17 protein-coding genes are annotated in these 16,177 nt (G+C 68.3%); 8 read left to right on the forward strand and 9 right to left on the reverse strand.

The window, feature by feature from the left end:
• Positions 1-193: 193 nt before the first annotated feature.
• The gene (locus C1931_RS02480) at positions 194-2,305 is read right to left on the reverse strand and encodes a M13 family metallopeptidase (protein ID WP_108755297.1); all 2,112 of its coding nucleotides are present in this window, start codon (positions 2,303-2,305) and stop codon (positions 194-196) included.
• A gap of 279 nt (positions 2,306-2,584) precedes the next feature.
• Between C1931_RS02480 and C1931_RS02485 the strand changes: the two genes are divergently transcribed.
• Positions 2,585-5,536, forward strand: coding sequence for an EAL domain-containing protein (locus C1931_RS02485; protein ID WP_234412866.1), 2,952 nt, complete (start codon positions 2,585-2,587; stop codon positions 5,534-5,536).
• Positions 5,537-5,619: 83 nt separating this feature from the next.
• On the opposite strand, the gene C1931_RS02490 is transcribed toward C1931_RS02485, so the two are convergent.
• The gene (locus tag C1931_RS02490; RefSeq protein ID WP_108755299.1) at positions 5,620-6,501 is read right to left on the reverse strand and encodes a LysR family transcriptional regulator; all 882 of its coding nucleotides are present in this window, start codon (positions 6,499-6,501) and stop codon (positions 5,620-5,622) included.
• A gap of 96 nt (positions 6,502-6,597) precedes the next feature.
• Between C1931_RS02490 and C1931_RS02495 the strand changes: the two genes are divergently transcribed.
• The 4 genes from C1931_RS02495 to C1931_RS02510 all read left to right on the forward strand — a co-directional run bounded on the left by C1931_RS02495 (position 6,598) and on the right by C1931_RS02510 (position 10,261).
• Complete coding sequence (locus C1931_RS02495; RefSeq protein ID WP_108752044.1) at positions 6,598-7,008, forward strand: DoxX family protein; 411 nt, start codon at positions 6,598-6,600, stop codon at positions 7,006-7,008.
• Positions 7,009-7,039: 31 nt separating this feature from the next.
• On the forward strand, positions 7,040-7,849 hold the full coding sequence (locus tag C1931_RS02500; protein WP_108755300.1) for a class III extradiol ring-cleavage dioxygenase: 810 nt from the start codon (positions 7,040-7,042) through the stop codon (positions 7,847-7,849).
• Positions 7,846-8,502: an alpha/beta fold hydrolase gene (locus tag C1931_RS02505; protein WP_108755301.1), complete on the forward strand. Its 657-nt coding sequence runs from the start codon at positions 7,846-7,848 to the stop codon at positions 8,500-8,502. The genes C1931_RS02500 and C1931_RS02505 overlap by 4 nt, the downstream gene beginning before the upstream one ends.
• 109 nt (positions 8,503-8,611) lie before the next feature.
• Positions 8,612-10,261: a Na+/H+ antiporter gene (locus C1931_RS02510; RefSeq protein WP_108755302.1), complete on the forward strand. Its 1,650-nt coding sequence runs from the start codon at positions 8,612-8,614 to the stop codon at positions 10,259-10,261.
• 157 nt (positions 10,262-10,418) lie between these two features.
• On the opposite strand, the gene C1931_RS02515 is transcribed toward C1931_RS02510, so the two are convergent.
• Positions 10,419-10,667 (reverse strand): DUF3297 family protein, encoded by a 249-nt coding sequence (locus C1931_RS02515; RefSeq protein WP_108751456.1) that lies wholly within the window; start codon positions 10,665-10,667, stop codon positions 10,419-10,421.
• Between the two features lie 90 nt (positions 10,668-10,757).
• On the opposite strand from C1931_RS02515, the gene C1931_RS02520 reads away from it, so the two are divergent.
• The gene (locus C1931_RS02520) at positions 10,758-11,300 is read left to right on the forward strand and encodes a hypothetical protein (RefSeq protein ID WP_108748369.1); all 543 of its coding nucleotides are present in this window, start codon (positions 10,758-10,760) and stop codon (positions 11,298-11,300) included.
• A gap of 81 nt (positions 11,301-11,381) precedes the next feature.
• Here C1931_RS02520 and C1931_RS02525 read toward each other — a convergent pair whose 3' ends face one another.
• From C1931_RS02525 to msrB, 5 genes are all read right to left on the reverse strand, one after another.
• Positions 11,382-11,657: a DUF4031 domain-containing protein gene (locus tag C1931_RS02525; RefSeq protein ID WP_108755303.1), complete on the reverse strand. Its 276-nt coding sequence runs from the start codon at positions 11,655-11,657 to the stop codon at positions 11,382-11,384.
• Positions 11,658-11,670: 13 nt separating this feature from the next.
• On the reverse strand, positions 11,671-12,168 hold the full coding sequence (locus tag C1931_RS02530) for a hypothetical protein (protein WP_108755304.1): 498 nt from the start codon (positions 12,166-12,168) through the stop codon (positions 11,671-11,673).
• A 132-nt stretch (positions 12,169-12,300) separates the two neighbouring features.
• Positions 12,301-13,281 carry a flagellar motor protein MotB gene (gene motB / locus C1931_RS02535; protein WP_108755305.1) on the reverse strand — a complete coding sequence of 327 codons (981 nt, stop codon included), beginning with the start codon at positions 13,279-13,281 and terminating at the stop codon, positions 12,301-12,303.
• A 3-nt stretch (positions 13,282-13,284) separates the two neighbouring features.
• Positions 13,285-14,139, reverse strand: a complete 855-nt coding sequence (gene motA, locus C1931_RS02540) for a flagellar motor stator protein MotA (RefSeq protein ID WP_108752051.1) — start codon at positions 14,137-14,139, stop codon at positions 13,285-13,287.
• Positions 14,140-14,230: 91 nt separating this feature from the next.
• Complete coding sequence (gene msrB / locus C1931_RS02545; protein ID WP_108748374.1) at positions 14,231-14,698, reverse strand: peptide-methionine (R)-S-oxide reductase MsrB; 468 nt, start codon at positions 14,696-14,698, stop codon at positions 14,231-14,233.
• Between the two features lie 130 nt (positions 14,699-14,828).
• Between msrB and C1931_RS02550 the strand changes: the two genes are divergently transcribed.
• Both C1931_RS02550 and C1931_RS02555 read left to right on the forward strand, forming a co-directional pair.
• Complete coding sequence (locus C1931_RS02550; protein WP_108755306.1) at positions 14,829-15,203, forward strand: classical arabinogalactan protein 4; 375 nt, start codon at positions 14,829-14,831, stop codon at positions 15,201-15,203.
• Positions 15,204-15,324: 121 nt separating this feature from the next.
• Positions 15,325-15,510, forward strand: a complete 186-nt coding sequence (locus C1931_RS02555; RefSeq protein ID WP_108755307.1) for a lana protein — start codon at positions 15,325-15,327, stop codon at positions 15,508-15,510.
• Between the two features lie 144 nt (positions 15,511-15,654).
• Here the strand turns inward: C1931_RS02555 and C1931_RS02560 are convergent, their stop codons facing one another.
• Positions 15,655-16,134 carry a winged helix-turn-helix transcriptional regulator gene (locus C1931_RS02560; protein ID WP_108748377.1) on the reverse strand — a complete coding sequence of 160 codons (480 nt, stop codon included), beginning with the start codon at positions 16,132-16,134 and terminating at the stop codon, positions 15,655-15,657.
• Between the last annotated feature and the right edge of the window lie 43 nt (positions 16,135-16,177).

Raw genomic sequence — 16,177 nt, forward strand, 5'->3', positions numbered from 1 at the left:
CATGCGTGGATGGGTGCCGGAAGGATCGTGCCAACCAAGGTTGGCACAGAGTAGATCCACGCCATGCGTGGATGAGATGCCCTGCGTTGCCAACCAAGGTTGGCACCCACCAGAGCATGGGGGTGGCATCCACCAGAGCATCCCGCCCCCCCGCAAACGAAACGGGCGCCTTTCGGCGCCCGTTCGCATTACATCACCACACCTTGACCCGCTTTTCCGGGGCCAGGTACAGCTTCTGGCCATCCTTCACTTCAAACGCCGGGTACCAGGCGTCGATGTTGCGCACGGTCAGCGCACGGAACTGGCCCGGTGCGTGCACGTCGGTCAGCAGCGAATTGCGCAGCGCCTGCTCGCGGCTCTTGCTGCGCCAGGCCTGGGCGAAGCCCAGGAAGAAGCGCTGGTCCGGGGTGAAGCCTTCCAGGGTCTGGCCCGGCTTGCCCTGCAGCGACAGCTGGTAGGCATCGTAGGCGGTGCCCAGGCCGGCCACGTCGGCGATGTTCTCGCCCAGGGTCAGCTTGCCGTTCACGTGCACGCCCGGGAACGGTTCGTAGCTGCTGAACTGCGCGGCCAGCGCATCACCGGCGGCGTTGAACTGCTTCAGGTCTTCGGCGGTCCACCAGTTGTGCAGCTTGCCGGTGGCATCGAACAGCGCGCCGGCGTTGTCGAAGCCATGGCTGATCTCGTGGCCGATCACCGCGCCGATCGCACCGTAGTTCACCGCATCGTCGGCGGCACCGTCGAAGAACGGCGGCTGCAGGATCGCGGCCGGGAACACCAGGCGGTTTTCCAGCGGCACGTTCATCGCGTTGATGGTCTGCGGCAGCATGGCCCACTCGCTGTGGTCCACCGGCTTGCCCAGCTTGGCGATGTTGCGCTCGTATTCGAAGCGTTCGGCACGCTGCGCATTGCCCAGCGGATCGTCGCGGCGGATCTCCAGGCCGGTGTAGTCACGCCACTTGTCCGGGTAGCCCATGCCTACGGTCAGGCCGGCCACCTTGGCCTTGGCGCTGGCCTTGGTCTGCGGTGACATCCAGGCCAGGGCATCGATGCGCTTGGCGAAGGCGGCAATGATGTTCTTTGCCATCTCGTCGGCGCGTTCCTTGGTCTTCGCGTCGAAGTGCTTTTCCACGTAGCGCTTGCCGATGGCTTCGCCGACGGCGTGGTTGGCATCGTCCACCGCGCGCTTCCAGCGATCGCTCTGCTGCGGGGTGCCGCTGAGCGCGGTGCCGTGGAAGGCGAAGCGGGCGTCGGCGAAGGTCTTGGGCAGGTAGCTGGCGGCGCGGTCCAGCGCGTGGAAGGTCATGTAGTCCTTCCAGGCATCCAGCGGCTCGGTGGCCACCAGCTTGGACAGGCCGGCCACGGCCTTGGGCTGCCAGACGATGAAGTCCTGCTGCTGGCCCAGCTTGGCCGCTTCCAGGAACGCGGCCCAGTCCATGCCCGGCGCCTTGGCGCTGAAATCGGCCTGGGTCCAGGGGTTGGCGCCCTTTGTCACGTCGTTGGTTTCTTCCTGGGTGGCATGCGCCTGGGCGATCTTGGTTTCCAGCGCCAGGATGCGCTGCGCCTTGCCGGCCGGGTCGGCCACGCCGGCCAGCTGCAGCACCTTGGCGATGTAGGCCTGGTACTGCTTGCGCAGCTCGGCCATGCGGCCATCACCCAGGTAGAAGTCACGGTCGGGCATGCCCAGGCCGCCCTGCACCAGGTACGGCGCGGTGCGGTCGGGCTGCAGCAGATCCACCGACACCCACAGGCCGAACAGGCGGTCGGTGTAGAAATTGGTGGCGTTCAGCAGGTCCACGTCGGCGCGCATGTCATCGCCCAGTGCACGGGCCAGACCGGCCTTGTCGGTGATCGCACCGATGGCCTGCAGCTGCGGCTGTACCGGGGCCAGGCCGCGCTTCTCGATGCCGGCTTCATCCATGTAGGCGGCGTAGTAATCGCCGATCAGCTTGTCATCGCCGCTGGCCTGCGCGTTGCCGGCCGCACCTTCCAGGATGGCGCGGGTATCGGCCTGGGTCTTTTCGGCAATCACGTTGAAGCTGCCGAAGCGCGAACGGTCGGCCGGAATCTCGGTGTTCTTCACCCAGCTGCCGTTGGCGAAACCGAAGAAGTCATCGCCGGCGGCGATGCTGCGGTCCATGCCGCTGGCATCGAAGCCGAAGCTGCCCAGCATCGGCTTGGCGGCAGCCGGCGCGGATTCGGCGGGGGCGGCCGTACCTGCCGCCGGCTCGGCCGGGCGATCGCAGGCGGCCAGGGACAGGCTGGCGAGAATGGCCAGCGCCAGGGTGGGACGGCGCAGCTTGGACATGGACTTCTCTTGCGACGGAAAACCCCAAGTCTAATCCTCTGCGGCAGCGCTGGACGCGCGCCAGCACGGGTTCGGGTGTGCGCGATCTGGCTGAACACGCGCCGCCGCGCTTCACGCAGTCATCGCGCTGGTGCATGCTGCGGGGTAGGGACCCACACAGGGAATGGCCCGCGGAGCAGGTGCAGGCGTCAAGAATGCCGCGCTGCGGCCGCTCTGGTCGGGGATGTGGAGGAATCGTTCGCGCATGAAGCCAGCTGTCTGCACAGGGAATACCGACCGATGCCCGCGCTGAAACGGGCGTTGGCCCGGCCGTTGCGTGCCATCACCTGGGGCGGCGTGGCGCTTGGCGTGCTGCTGGCCGTGGGCATGGCGGCCATGCTGGCCAACGACCACCAGCGCCGGCTGGAGGCTGCGCAGCGGCAGAGCCGGGCGCTGGCGGTGGGCAGTGAACGCCTGCTGGCGCTGGAGCTGCGCAACCTGGAACGGGCACTGGCCGGGATTGCCGGCGATGCCGCCGAGCTGTTCAGCAACGTGCCGGCGCAGGCGCCGAAGCTGCTGGATGCGGCCATTGCTGGGGTGCTGCAGCGGCATGCCGAACTGCACAGCATCGTGGTGGTCGATGCCTATGGGCGCGCGCTGACCGGCGGTGCCGACGAACTGAAACTGCCGCTGTGGGCCGACCCGCAGCGGCGCGGGCAGGGCAGCGCGCTGTACCTGGGGCCGCCGCAACGCGCCGACGATGGCACCTGGGTGGTGCCGCTGGCCCTGCCCATGGCCGACGACCGCTGGCTGCTGGCGCGGCTGCGCTGTGGCGAGCTGCAGCGCATCATCGGCGGGCTGGACGTGGGCCCCAATGGCATGGTGTCGATCACCGATGCCGACGGCTTCATGCTGGCGCGCGTGCCCGATCCGTATGGCACGGTGGGCCGCCGCTACACCCTGCCGTACCGCAACCTGGTGGGCGGACCGGCGGTGGTGGAGCTGGGCAGCTTCCCCGGCGTGGTCGACCAGATTCCGCGCATGTCCACCATCAGCACGCTGGAACACAGCCCGCTGGCGGTGCAGGTGGGGCTGGCCGATGCCGATGTGCTGGCCGCGTGGTGGCCCTACCTGCATGCGGCAGTGGCGATCCTGCTGACCTACGTGCTGGTGTTGCTGGGCCTGCTGTTCGCAATGCGCCGCAGCACCCGCAGCCAGCAGTGGATGGCGGCCGAACTGCGCACCGGCCATACCGAACTGCGCATGGCCCACCAGGTGGGCCGGGTCTGCACCTGGTACGTGGACGAAGACGCCGCGCTGCTGCACTGGTCGCCGCTGGCGCGCGAGATCTTCGGCGTGCAGACCGATGCCTTGCCGGTGGCGGAGTTCTTCGGGCGCGTGCACCGCGAAGATGCCGAACGGCTGCAGCACGCCTTCCATGAAGCGTTCGCGCGCGGCGCGGTGCTGGATGAAATGTTCCGCCTGGTGCTGCCCGGCGGCGATGTGCGCTGGGTGTCCGCGCGCGGGCAGCGGGTGGAACTGGCCGACAGCCAGCGGCGCATGATCGGTGCGCTGACCGACGTGAGCGAGCGCCACCTGGCGCAGGAGCAGATGAACCAGGTCGAGCGCCGCTTCCGCCTGCTGTTCGACCGCAACCCGGCGCCGTTCTGGGTGTTCGATCCCGATACGCTGCGCTTCCTGGAAGTGAACGAAGCGGCGGTGCTGCAGTACGGCTACACGCGCGAGGAATTCCTCGGCATGAGCATCCTGGACATCCGCCCGCGCGAAGGCTGGGAGGAAGTGAAGGGCGCCATTGCCCGCGCCCGCGTGGGCGAACTGCAGGATGCGGCCGTGCGCATGCACCGGCGCAAGGATGGCACCGTGTTCGAAGTGCGCGCGCACCTGTCCAGGCTGGATTTCGATGGCCAGCCCGCCTGCCTGGTGCTGGCCGAAGACGTGAGCGAGCGCCTGGCCTACGAGCGTGACCTGGCCTACCGCGCGCGGCACAACCCGGCCACCGGCCTGTTGAACGTGCGCGCGCTGAGCGAACAGCTGGACAGCCAGGACCGCGGCTACACCATCGCCTACGTGCAGCTGCGCGGCCTGCAGCTGGTGGCCGATACGCTGGGCCGTGACATCGGCGATGCCATCCTGCAGTCGATGGCCGCACGCCTGGGCGGGCTGGGCGCGCGCTTCGGCACGCTGGCCTTCCAGCCGGCCGAAGACTTCGTGCTGGCCATTGCCCCGCAGCACAACACCCAGTCGGTGCTGGACGATCTGCTGCAGATCGTGTCGGCGCCGATGCGCGGCAAGGATTCGCTGCACCAGTTCGAGCCGCGCATCGGCGTGGCCGTGCGCGAGGAAGGCGATGCGCTGCGCGCCGAACAGGTGGTGGGCATGGCCGCGCAGGCAGCACATGCCGGCCGCGTGGAAGGCAACGTGGTGGCCTGGTTCGATGCGGCCGTGTCGACCCGCCTGGCCGACCGCCTGCGCCTGGCCGGGCGCATCCATGCGGCCATCGACAACGAGTTCCAGCTGTATTTCCAGCCCATCCGCCACGCCAGCGATGGCAGCCCGGCGGCGCTGGAAGCGCTGCTGCGCTGGCCGCAACCGGACGGCAGCTTCATTCCGCCCAGCGAGTTCATCCAGCTGTGCGAAGACACCGGGCTGATCCTGGCGCTGGGCCGCTGGGTGATCCGCGCCGCCGCACAGGCCCAGCGCCAACTGATGGATGCCGGCTGGGGCGAGCTGCCGATCGCGGTGAATGTGTCGGCGGTGCAGTTCTTCAACAGCGACCTGGTGGCCGAGTTCGCCCGTGCCCAGGAAGATTTCGGCCTGGCCCGCGGCGCGCTGCACGTGGAACTGACCGAGAGCAGCCTGATGCGCAAGCCGGCGCAGGCCATGCAGACCATGCGCCGCCTGCACGAGCAGGGCATCTGCGTGTCGCTGGATGATTTCGGCACCGGCTATTCCAGCATGTCCTACCTGCAGCACCTGCCGCTGGACATCCTGAAGATCGACCGCAGCTTCGTGGCCGACGTGGAAACCAACCCGCGCAACGCCTCGATCTGCCGCGCGCTGCTGTCGCTGGGCCACAGCATGGGCCTGACCATCATTGCCGAAGGCGTGGAAACCCCGGGCCAGCTGGACTGGCTGGCCGCGCACGGCTGTGACCAGGTGCAGGGCTACCTGCTGGGGCGGCCGGCGCCGCTGGAAAAGATCATCCAGGCGCTGGACGAAGTGGTTGCCTGATCGTGCAAACCCGCCGGGCATGGCCCGGCGCTACCGTGTCATCGGCGCAGGGGGTAGCGCCGGGCCATGCCCGGCGGATGCATTCACACCCCGGCGTCCACCAGGTAATCAATGAAACTGCGCACCTTCGGTGCCAGATGGCTGCGGCTGGTGTATACGGCGAAGATGCCGATCGGCGGCACTTCCCACTCGGGCAGCACGCGCACCAGGCGGCCATCGGCCAGCGCCTGTTCCAGCAGGAAATCGGGCTGCAGGATCACGCCCAGGCCGGCGATGGCGGCTTCGCGCAGCACGTCGCCGTTGTTGGCCTGCAGGATGCTGTTCACCGCCACGCGAACTTCGCCGCCGGGCCCCTGCAGCGGCCACTGGTTGCCCGAGGCCCAGTAGCTGTAGCCCAGGCAGTCGTGCGTCGCCAGATCCTGCGGCGTGGCCGGCGTGCCACGCGCGGCCAGGTATGCCGGTGCCGCGCACAGGGTGATGCGGGCCTGGCCCAGGCGCCGGGCGATCAGCGCCGGGCTGGGTTCGCGGGTAATGCGCAGGGCCACGTCGTAGCCTTCTTCCACCATGTCCACCAGACGGTCGGACAGCGCCAGGTCCAGTTCCACCTGCGGGTAGCGTTGCCGGTAGCCGGCCAACAGCGGCCCCAGCCGGGCGATGCCCCAGCTGACCGGTGCGTTGATGCGCAGCGTGCCCGACGGTTCCAGCGCCTGCGCTCCGACGCTGGCTTCCAGCGCGTCGAATTCGGCCAGCAGGCGCACGCACTGCGCGTAGTAGGCGGCGCCTGCGCTGGTGGGGCTGACCCGGCGGGTAGTGCGGTGCAGCAGGCGGGTGGACAGGCGCTTTTCCAGCGCGGCCACCTGCCGGGTGACCCCGGCCGTGGATACGCCCAGTGCCTCGGCGGCGGCACTGAACCCGTTGCGCTCGACCACGGCCACGAACACGCGCATGGCGTCCAGAGTGTCCATTGTTGCGCCTTCTGAAATAAATACGGTCGTTTCATCGTATTTATCGGCTGACGGCTGCGCAATAACCTGTACGCACTCTCCCTGAGGTACGCCTCCATGAAAACCTCCGCTGCTGCCGTTTCGCCGCTGGCCCCGTATGCCGCCACCGTGCTGCGCCTGGCCCTGGGCGGCCTGTTCCTGGTGCACGCGCTGACCAAGCTGCTGGTGTTCACCCCCGCCGGTACCGCCGCGTTCTTTGCATCGCTGGGCCTGCCGGGCGCGCTGGGCTACCTGACCATCGTGGTCGAGCTGGCGATCGCGGCGGCCCTGCTGCTGGGCGTGTACGCGCGCTGGGTGGGCCTGCTGGGCGTGCCGCTGCTGCTGGGCACGATCGTGACTGTGCACGGCGCCAACGGTTTCGGCTTCGCCAACGCCGGCGGTGGCTGGGAATACCCGGCGTTCTGGGCGCTGGCGCTGGTGGTGCTGTTCCTGCTGGGCGATGGCCGCTGGACCCTGCGTTCGCGCTGATCGCCGCTTCCCCCCGTATCTGGAGAACCTCATGTCCCGCCTGCCTTCGCTGTACATCTCCCACGGCTCGCCGATGACCGCCCTGCACCCGGGGCAGGTGGGCGTGCGGCTGGCCGAACTGGCCCGCGACCTGCCCACTCCGCGTGCCATCGTGATGGCATCGGCGCACTGGCTGGCGCGCCAGCCGCTGGTCGGCGCGCATCCGCAGCCGCCCACCATCCACGATTTCGGCGGCTTCCCGCGCGCGCTGTTCGAGCTGCAGTACCCGGCGCCTGGCGACCCCGCGCTGGCCGAAGAAGTGGCCGGGCGCATCGCTGCGGCCGGCCTGCCGGTGGCGCTGGATGCGCAGCGCGGGCTGGACCATGGCGCCTGGGTGCCGCTGCGGCTGCTGCGCCCGCAGGCCGATATTCCGGTGGTGCCGCTGTCGATCCAGCCGATGCTGGGGCCGCAGCACCAGTTCGCGCTGGGCCGTGCGCTGGCGCCGCTGCGCGAACAGGGCGTGCTGCTGGTCGGCTCAGGCAGCATCACCCACAACCTGCATGACTGGCGCGACTACCAGGACGGCAAGGAAGCGCCCTACGTGCGCCCCTTTATTGAATGGGTGGAACAGCGACTGGCGGCCAACGATCGCGATGCGCTGTTCGACTACCGCCGCCAGGCGCCGTTTGCCGAGCGCGCGCATCCCACCGACGAGCATCTGCTGCCGTTGTACTTCGCCATGGGCGCGGCCGGCGGCGATGATTTCGGTGCCACCCGCATCGATGCGGGTATCGATGCGGGCATGCTGGCGATGGACCTGTACCGCTTCGATGGCGCCGCGCCCGTGCAGGAGGCCGCATGAACCCCGTGCTGACGCCGGTGCTGGAGCGGCCGGCGCAGGGCAGGGCGCAGGGCCTGGTGGTACTGCTGCACGGCGTGGGCAGCAACGAGCAGTCGCTGGCCGCGCTGGCCAGCACGCTCGATCCGCGCCTGCACGTGCTGCTGCCGCGCGCACCGCTGGCGTTCGGGCCGCAGGCGTTCGGCTGGTTCACCGTGCGCTTCGGCGCGCAGGGGCCGGTGATCGATCCGGCCCAGGCCGAAGCGTCGCGGGTGCTGCTGCGCGACTGGTTGGCCGTGCAGCAGCAGCGGCTGGGGCTGGATGCGCGGCAGACCGTGCTGGCCGGCTTCAGCCAGGGCGGCATCATGAGTGCCAGCGTGGCGCTGACCGCGCCGGAGCGGGTGAAGTCCTTCGCGATCCTGTGCGGGCGCATCCTGCCGGAGATCGCGCCGCTGATTCCGGCCGATGTGGCCGGCGCCGGGCTGGACGGCCTGGTGGTGCACGGGCGGCAGGATGACAAGCTGCCGTTTGCGCTGGCCGAATCTGCCTCGCAGCGCCTGCAGGGGCTGGGCGTGGCTCACCGGCTGCGCGATTACCCGGTGGGGCATACCTTGTCCGCGGACATGCAACAGGACACCCGGGACTGGATCGCGGCGCGTTTGCTGTCGCCGCCCTGACGCGCATTCATACGGGCGGCCGCAGCGGCCGCCAGCTGTGCTAAGTTTTTTTCCTGTCTCCGGCGCACACCGGTTTTTCCGGCCCCACGCGCCGCTTCCCGGAAGAAGCATGCACACCATCGAAGTCGTCCTGGCGATGCTGGTGGCCGTTGTCGCCAGCGGTTACCTGGTTCGCGTCCTGCCCTTTTCACTGCCGCTGCCGCTGGTGCAGATCGGCCTGGGCGCGGTCATCGCCGGGGTGTTCAACCGCGGCCATGCGCTGGAACCGGAAGTGTTCTTCCTGCTGTTCCTGCCGCCGCTGCTGTTCCTCGATGGCTGGCGTATTCCCAAACAAGGCCTGTTCCGCGACAAGGGCGCGATCCTGGAACTGGCTTTCGGCCTGGTGGTGTTCACCGTCATCGGCGCCGGCCTGCTGATCCACTGGATGATTCCGGTGATGCCGCTGGCAGTGTGCTTCGCGCTGGCGGCCATCGTCTCGCCCACCGATCCGGTGGCGGTGGGGGCAATCGCTTCGAAGGCGCCCATTCCCAAGCGGTTGATGCACATCCTGGAAGGCGAATCGCTGTTGAACGATGCCTCCGGCCTGGTCTGCTTCCGCTTCGCGGTGGCCGCAGTGATGACCGGATCGTTCTCGCTGGCCACCGCCTCGCTCACCTTCCTGTGGGTGGCTGTGGCGGGCCTGGCGGTGGGCGTGGCGGTCACCCTGGGCGTGTCCACCTTCCAGCGCTGGCTGTGGCGCCGCTTCGGCGAAGAGCCCGGCGCGGCCATGCTGGTGAACCTGCTGATTCCGTTCGCGGCCTATCTGCTGGCCGAAGAGATCCATGCCTCGGGCATCCTTGCGGCCGTGGCCGCCGGCATTGCGATGAGCTACGTGGAGCTGACCGGTCGCGTGTCCGGCAGCATGCGCGTGCAGCGCGCCGGGGTCTGGAACATGCTGCAGTTCAGCTTCAACGGCATCATGTTCGTGCTGCTGGGCGAGCAGTTGCCGGGCATCGTCGAGCGCGCGACCACCACCATGAACGAGACCGGCCATCAGAGCGCCTGGTGGCTGCTGGTGTACGTGGTGGTGATCAACGCGATGCTGATCGCGCTGCGCCTGCTGTGGGTGTGGCTGTCGCTGCGCTGGAACCTGCTGCGCGCGCGCCGCCGTGGCCTGCAGCATGGCGAGGCACCGAGCTGGCGCATCGTGGTGGCCACCTCGGTGGCCGGCGTGCGCGGTGCCATCACCCTGGCCGGCGTGCTGACCCTGCCGCTGTTCCTGCCCGATGGCAGCCCGTTCCCCGCGCGTGACCTGGTCATCTTCCTGGCCGCAGCGGTCATCCTGTTCTCACTGGTGGGCGCCAGCGTGGCCTTGCCGCAGCTGCTGAAGGGCCTGCAGCTGCCGGCTGATTCGGGCGAGCGCAAGGAAGAGGACCTGGCCCGCAAGCTGTCTTCCAAGGCCGCACTGGCCGGGGTGGAGCGCATGCGCCAGCAGCTGGTGATGAACCAGAACACCGACAACGTGCAGCTGTTCAATGACGCTGCATCGCGGGTCAGCCTGCTGTACCAGCGGCACCTGGAAAAGGACAACGAAGGCCCCGACGTGGACCCGGACAAGGTGAAGCGGATGGAGCAGGGCTACCGCCAGCTGCGCAGCGCGGGCCTGAATGCCGAACGCGAGGAGCTGTTCCGGCTGACCCGGCGCGGGGTGATTTCCGATGAGATCTCGCGGCGCCTGATCCGCAACCTGGACCTGCTGGAATCGCGCCAGCGCGGCTGACCGACCCGGCCCATGCCGCTGCGCGGCTGACCGACCCGGCCCATGCCGCTGCGCGGCTGACCCTGGAACGTAGAGTCGAGCTTGCTCGACTGCTCTTTCTCAACGCAGTCGAGCAAGCTCAAAACAGTCGAGCAAGCTCGACTCTACGAGAGCCGGGTTATTCCGGCTTCTGTTCCAGGAAGTACACCTCGACCTTGCCCTTGACCTTGATGGTCATCGGGTTGCCGCGGCGGTCGCGCGCCTTGCCGGCCTGCACGCGGATCCAGCCTTCGCTGACCGAGTATTCCTCGACGTTGTCACGCTCGACATCGTTGAAGCGCACGCCCACGCCGCGCTCCAGCGCCTGCGCATCGTGGAAGGGGCTGGCCGGGTTGATGGCCAGGTGGTCGGGAGGGGTATCGCTCATCGCATCATTCACAGTGACGGCCACCACGGCCGGCTTCAGCGGCACAGGATAAACCGTAGAATGCCGGCCTGCCCCACAGGAATGCCCGTCATGCCCGACAACAGCGACTATTTCGACTTCGAGGAAGACGCCCACGATTTCGACGAGGACGACTTCGAGGCCCGCATCTGGAACCTGCTGGTACTGATCAACCCCGGCGATGATGAGCTGGCCCTGCAGCAGTTCAACCGCTGGCGCGAGATGCTGGCCGAGGCCGGCGAGCCGCTGGAGGCCGACGCGGACTGGCTGCCCGCGCTGTTCACCGCCATCGCCTGGCAGTCCGGGTTCGAGGTGGAGCGCGATGATCTGGAATCGCTGCAGTCGGCGGTGAACGAGCTGTCGGCGCGCTTCAACCTGCAGCTGGACTGGGGTGGCGACCTGGACGACGAGGATTTCGCCGAAGACCTGGACGGGGTGCAGCTGATGTCCACCGCCTTCGACCGCCTGCGCGAGCACAACTACACGCTGTGGAGCGTGGATGCTGGCAGCGGCGGCTTCACTGGCTGGATGGCGCTGACCCGCGACGACGATGCGCTGCTTGCGCTGTGTTCGTTGCTGAACGTGGAAGTGCGGCTGGGCAGCGACCCGTTCTGATCGGTAGCGCCGGGCCATGCCCGGCGGCTTCTCACCGCGCTGCGCGCTCGCCGGGCATGGCCCGGCGCTACCCGTACCGGCCTACGGCCGGTACTGGGCGCGGGCGTTGGCGATCACAGCTTTGACGAGAGCGCGGTCGCTGTGCCGGGAAATGGCGCGGGCGCCGAGGGCGATCGCCTGCGCGCGCAGTTCGGCGTTGACGTCGTAGTGCGCGCCGCTGGCCTTGTTCTGGAAGGCCCGCGGTGGAATGCCGAGCTGCGCCGCCATGGCGTGCAGCTCGGCCAGGGTGTCGGCCATCAGGTGCGCCCAGCGCTGTCCGCGCCAGGCATGCACCGCGTCATCGACGTAGACCGCCACCGCCGTGGCCGGCTCAGGCCTGCGGCTTGCCGTCGGTGTCGGCGTCAGCGGCCACCGGGGCCTCGGCGTCGGCAGCGACTTCTTCGGCCACCACCGGTTCAGCGCCGGCATCTGCGCCTTCTTCGGCTTCCACGCCTTCGAACTCGGACACCAGCTTGTCCAGGTACTCATCGGCGGTCTGGCCGGCTTCGGCGGCCAGGGTGTCCAGCAGCTTCTGCAGCAGCTCGGAATATTCCAGGTTGACCTTGCGGCCTTCCTTTTCCTGCACGTTGGACAGGTGCTTGAGCATGGCCAGCATCGGCACCGGGTTGTCGGCGTTGCCCATGGTCTGGCCGCCGATGGCCAGCAGCCACTCGCGGCCCTGCAGGCCGATGGCGGCGACCGGCTGGCCGTCTTCGTTGGTCAGCACGGCGTGGTTCTGCACCTGCTGCTGGGCGTTCAGGCGCAGGAACGGACGCTTGGCCTGCTGCTTCTTGCGCTTGTCGCGCTTGGCCTTGGAGTTCTGGGACATGGGTGGGGTCACCTGGAAAAGGAAAGACCGCCATTGTACTGGGTGCCGCGCTGCGCGCTCGCCGGGCGTGGCCCGGCGCTACCGGATCGCAGCGCCCCGCGGTAGCGCCGGGCCATGCCCGGCGGAGACCGGTCAGGGGTCAGAGCCCTTACCGGGGGAAAGGGATCCGACCCCGCTCGCGGCCTCACCCTGTGCGGCCTTCACGTCCGGGTCGACCGTGGTGGCCGACAGCCCCACCTGCGGGCCGGCACCGGCCAGCGCGGCCTCTTCGGCAGCGTGGGTCATCACCACGATGCTGATGCGGCGGTTGATCGGGTTCTGCGGGTCCACCTTGTCGAACAGCACCGACGAGGACAGGCCCACCACGCGGGTGATCTTGCTGTCTTCCAGGCCACCATCGACCAGCGCACGACGCGCGGCGTTGGCGCGGTCGGCGCTCAGTTCCCAGTTGCCGTAGCCGCGCGCAGCCGAATAGGCGGTGATATCGGTGTGGCCGGTCAGGCTGATCCGGTTCGGCACGTGGTTCAGGTACTCGGCCAGCTCGTGCAGGATCTGCTGCGTGTACGGCTTCAGCGACGCGCTGCCCAGGTCGAACATCGGCCGGTTCTGCTTGTCCACGATCTGGATGCGCAGGCCTTCCGGGGTCAGGTCCAGCAGCAGCTGGTCCTTGAACGGTTCCAGCGCCTGGCTGCGGCTGATCGCTTCCTGCAGCTCCTTCATCAGCGCTTCCAGCTGCTGCTTGTCGCGCTGCTGCTGGTCCACCGGCTGCTGCATGGCCTGCTTCTGGTTCTGGAAGGGGTCGTTGCTGTTGCCGCGGGACAGATCGGTGGCACCGCCCAGCTTGATCATCGAGGTGCTGGCGCCGCCCGGGCCGGCCATGCCCGGTGCCGGCGTGGGGCTCTGCCCGGCCAGCGGGCTGGGGTTGCGGAAGTATTCGGAAATGGCCGCGCGTTCGGGCTTGCTGGTGCTGGCCATCAGCCACAGCACCAGGAAGAAGGCCATCATCGCGGTCACGAAGTCCGCGTAGGCCACCTTCCACGAGCCGCCATGGTGGCCGCCGTGGCCGGCCTTCTTGACCTTGCGGACGATGACGGTGGGCTTGGTCTCGGCCATGGCTTACTTGACCGTCTTCAGGTGCTGCTCGAAATCGGAGAACGCCGGGCGCACGTTCGACGGCAGCGTCTTGCGGGCGAATTCCAGCGCGATCTTCGGGTTGTAGCCACGCAGGCAGGCCAGCAGCGCGGTCTTCACCGATTCGTAGATGCGGCTGTCCTGTTCGGCGCGGGCTTCCATGGCCGAGGCCATCGGGCCGACGAAGCCATAGCCCAGCAGGATGCCCAGGAAGGTGCCGACCAGCGCGCCGGCCACGTGGCCGCCCACTTCAACGATGTCGCCACCGATCGAGCCCATGGTGATGACGATGCCCAGCACGGCCGCCACGATGCCGAAGCCGGGCAGGCCGTCGGCCACCTTGGTCAGTACCTGCGACGGCGCCATGGCTTCGGCGTGGTGCTTTTCCAGCTCCAGCTCCAGCAGCGGTTCCAGTTCGTGCGGCTCGATGTTGCTGCCGATCATCAGGCGCAGGCAGTCGGTGATGAAATCGACCAGGTGGTGGTCGGCCTGCACCTTGGGGTAGTTGGCGAACAGGGCACTTTCGGCGGGGCGTTCGACGTGGTCTTCCAGCGCCATGAAGCCTTCGCGGCGGGCCTTGTTCAGCAGTTCATAGAGCAGGCTGAGGACATCGATGTAGTCCTGCTGCTTGTAGCGCGGGCCCTTGAACACGCCGACCATGGCCTGCAGGGTCTGCTTGACCGTCTTGGCCGGCGTGCCGACCAGGAAGGCGCCCAGGGCGGCGCCGCCGATGATGACCAGTTCGTAGGGCTGCCAGAGGGCACCCAGGCGGCCGTGGGCACCGAGGTAGCCGCCGAGCACGCTGATGATGACGACCAGGAATCCAACGATGATGAGCATGGCGTGACGCAAGGAGGGGGGATATCTCCTTGTCGGCGCGCCACCGGGATTTCTGAAGAGCGAATTGTGTGAAGTCGGTCGGCGGGGGTGTTCAGTCCGCCGTGCCGGTCTCTGCGCCGCCGCGCTGCAGCGGATTGGGCCACGGCTCGCCCTGGCCGGTGAAGGAAAGTGAGACCGAATTCAGGCAGTGGCGCTCGAAGGTGGGCGGCGGGCCGTCCGGGAAGACGTGGCCCAGGTGGCTGCCACAGCGGGCGCAGGTGATCTCGGTACGCACCATGCCGTGGCTGGTGTCGCGGATTTCGCGCACGTGCGCCGGGTCGTAGGGCGCGAAGAAGCTGGGCCAGCCGGTGCCCGAATCGAACTTGGTGCTGGAACGGAACAGCGGCAGCGCGCAGAGGCGGCAGCAGTAGACGCCGTCGCGCTTGTTGTCCAGGAACACGCCGCAGAACGGCGCCTCGGTACCGTGCTGCAGCAGCACGCGGCGCTCTTCGGCGCTCAGGCCGGCAACCAGCGCATCGGTCTGGGCGGCGGTGGGGGGCGTGAGGTCGAACGCGCTCATGCGGCTCTCCGGGGCGGTGGGATGCTGGCTGAAGTGGGGATGGCGGGGCGGCGTTGCAAGTGTGATGGCCATTCATGGGCGGCACACGGGGCCGGGCGCATGGTGGAGGCAACCCACGCTGGAGCGTGCCATGAAACGCCCCCTTGTCCTGCTGTTGTCGGCGCTGCTGCCTCTGGTGGCACAGGCACAGGTGCCCACCGGCAACCCGACCGGCACCCGCAGCAGCACCACGGTGGCGCCGCCGCCGGTGGCACCGCCGGTGCAGCCGGCACGCCCGCAGCCGCAACCGCTGCCTTCACCGCAGCCCCGGCAGCCAATCAAGGCTACCGGCCCGGCGCCCATCACCACCACCCCTGCACCGGCACTGCCGGACAAGGTCTACGACCGCAACGGCCGCATCGTGCCGGGGGTGAAGCCGGTCGGCCCCAACCGCGTGTTCGACTCACGCACCGGGCGCTACTACGACAGCGTGCCGCAGGGCACCGGGCAGCAGATCAAGCCGTGACAGGGCGTGCCGGGGTAGCGGCCTGAACCCAGCAAAACGCGTGCGTGCCGATCACCGTTTTTTCGCCTGCGATTAACCGCTGCGGGACCACCGTGGCGCTGCGCCGGCATGGTGTCGGCGCATGTCCTTCGTCCTATGGATCGCGATCATGAAGAACCAGCAGAACCGTCCGTCCGGCAAGGAACCGCATGGCCGCAACCCGCAGCAGCAGCAACAGCAGCAGATGGACCCGCAGCAGGCGCACAAGGGCGGCAAGCAGCAGGACCACCGCCAGCAGAGCGGCATGAAGCACCCGCAGCAGCGGTGAACGATCAGGGGTCAGAGCCCGCCATGCGGGATCTGACCCCACATTCTCGGCAGGGGTCGGATCCCGCGCAGCGGGATCTGACCCCACATTCCCACCAGGGGTCGGATCCCGCGCAGCGGGCTCTGACCCCACCCCCGGCACCGCTCAGTCGGCAATCGGCAGCGCCCAGGTCTCTTTCACTTCTTCCATCACGATGTAGCTCTTGGACTCGCGCACATGCGGCAGGGTCAGCAGGGTGCTGCCCAGCAGCTTGCGGTAGCTGGCCATTTCGCTGATGCGCGCCTTCAGCAGATAGTCGAAATCGCCCGACACCAGATGGCATTCCAGTACGTTGGGCAGCTTCAGCGCGGCGCGGCGGAATTCTTCGAAGATGTCGCCCGATTTGTAGGCCAGGCTGATTTCCACGAACACCAGCAGGCTGGCCTTCAGCGCGGTGGGGTCCAGGTGGGCGTGGTACCCGGTGATCACGCCCTCGCGTTCCAGCCGGCGTACGCGCTCGGTGCAGGGCGTGGTGGACAGGCCCACCCGCTCACCCAGTTCGGTGAAGGAAATACGGCCTTCGGCCTGCAGGATGCGCAGGATCTTGCGGTCGATCTTGTCCAGTTCGCGGGAGCGGGTGGCCATGGCCGTCAACCTCGGGGAATGAATCGCAGGGAAACTGCCTGAC

Source organism: Stenotrophomonas sp. YAU14A_MKIMI4_1, assembly GCF_003086855.1.
Classification (GTDB): Bacteria; Pseudomonadota; Gammaproteobacteria; order Xanthomonadales; family Xanthomonadaceae; genus Stenotrophomonas.

Bases quoted from the DNA above. Each gene is read 5' to 3' on its own strand.
- C1931_RS02480 (WP_108755297.1), bottom strand. From the start codon at position 2,305: ATGTCCAAGCTGCGCCGTCCCACCCTGGCGCTGGCCATTCTCGCCAGC.
- C1931_RS02485 (WP_234412866.1), top strand. From the start codon at position 2,585: ATGCCCGCGCTGAAACGGGCGTTGGCCCGGCCGTTGCGTGCCATCACC.
- C1931_RS02490 (WP_108755299.1), bottom strand. From the start codon at position 6,501: ATGGACACTCTGGACGCCATGCGCGTGTTCGTGGCCGTGGTCGAGCGC.
- C1931_RS02495 (WP_108752044.1), top strand. From the start codon at position 6,598: ATGAAAACCTCCGCTGCTGCCGTTTCGCCGCTGGCCCCGTATGCCGCC.
- C1931_RS02500 (WP_108755300.1), top strand. From the start codon at position 7,040: ATGTCCCGCCTGCCTTCGCTGTACATCTCCCACGGCTCGCCGATGACC.
- C1931_RS02505 (WP_108755301.1), top strand. From the start codon at position 7,846: ATGAACCCCGTGCTGACGCCGGTGCTGGAGCGGCCGGCGCAGGGCAGG.
- C1931_RS02510 (WP_108755302.1), top strand. From the start codon at position 8,612: ATGCACACCATCGAAGTCGTCCTGGCGATGCTGGTGGCCGTTGTCGCC.
- C1931_RS02515 (WP_108751456.1), bottom strand. From the start codon at position 10,667: ATGAGCGATACCCCTCCCGACCACCTGGCCATCAACCCGGCCAGCCCC.
- C1931_RS02520 (WP_108748369.1), top strand. From the start codon at position 10,758: ATGCCCGACAACAGCGACTATTTCGACTTCGAGGAAGACGCCCACGAT.
- C1931_RS02530 (WP_108755304.1), bottom strand. From the start codon at position 12,168: ATGTCCCAGAACTCCAAGGCCAAGCGCGACAAGCGCAAGAAGCAGCAG.
- motB (WP_108755305.1), bottom strand. From the start codon at position 13,281: ATGGCCGAGACCAAGCCCACCGTCATCGTCCGCAAGGTCAAGAAGGCC.
- motA (WP_108752051.1), bottom strand. From the start codon at position 14,139: ATGCTCATCATCGTTGGATTCCTGGTCGTCATCATCAGCGTGCTCGGC.
- msrB (WP_108748374.1), bottom strand. From the start codon at position 14,698: ATGAGCGCGTTCGACCTCACGCCCCCCACCGCCGCCCAGACCGATGCG.
- C1931_RS02550 (WP_108755306.1), top strand. From the start codon at position 14,829: ATGAAACGCCCCCTTGTCCTGCTGTTGTCGGCGCTGCTGCCTCTGGTG.
- C1931_RS02555 (WP_108755307.1), top strand. From the start codon at position 15,325: ATGTCCTTCGTCCTATGGATCGCGATCATGAAGAACCAGCAGAACCGT.
- C1931_RS02560 (WP_108748377.1), bottom strand. From the start codon at position 16,134: ATGGCCACCCGCTCCCGCGAACTGGACAAGATCGACCGCAAGATCCTG.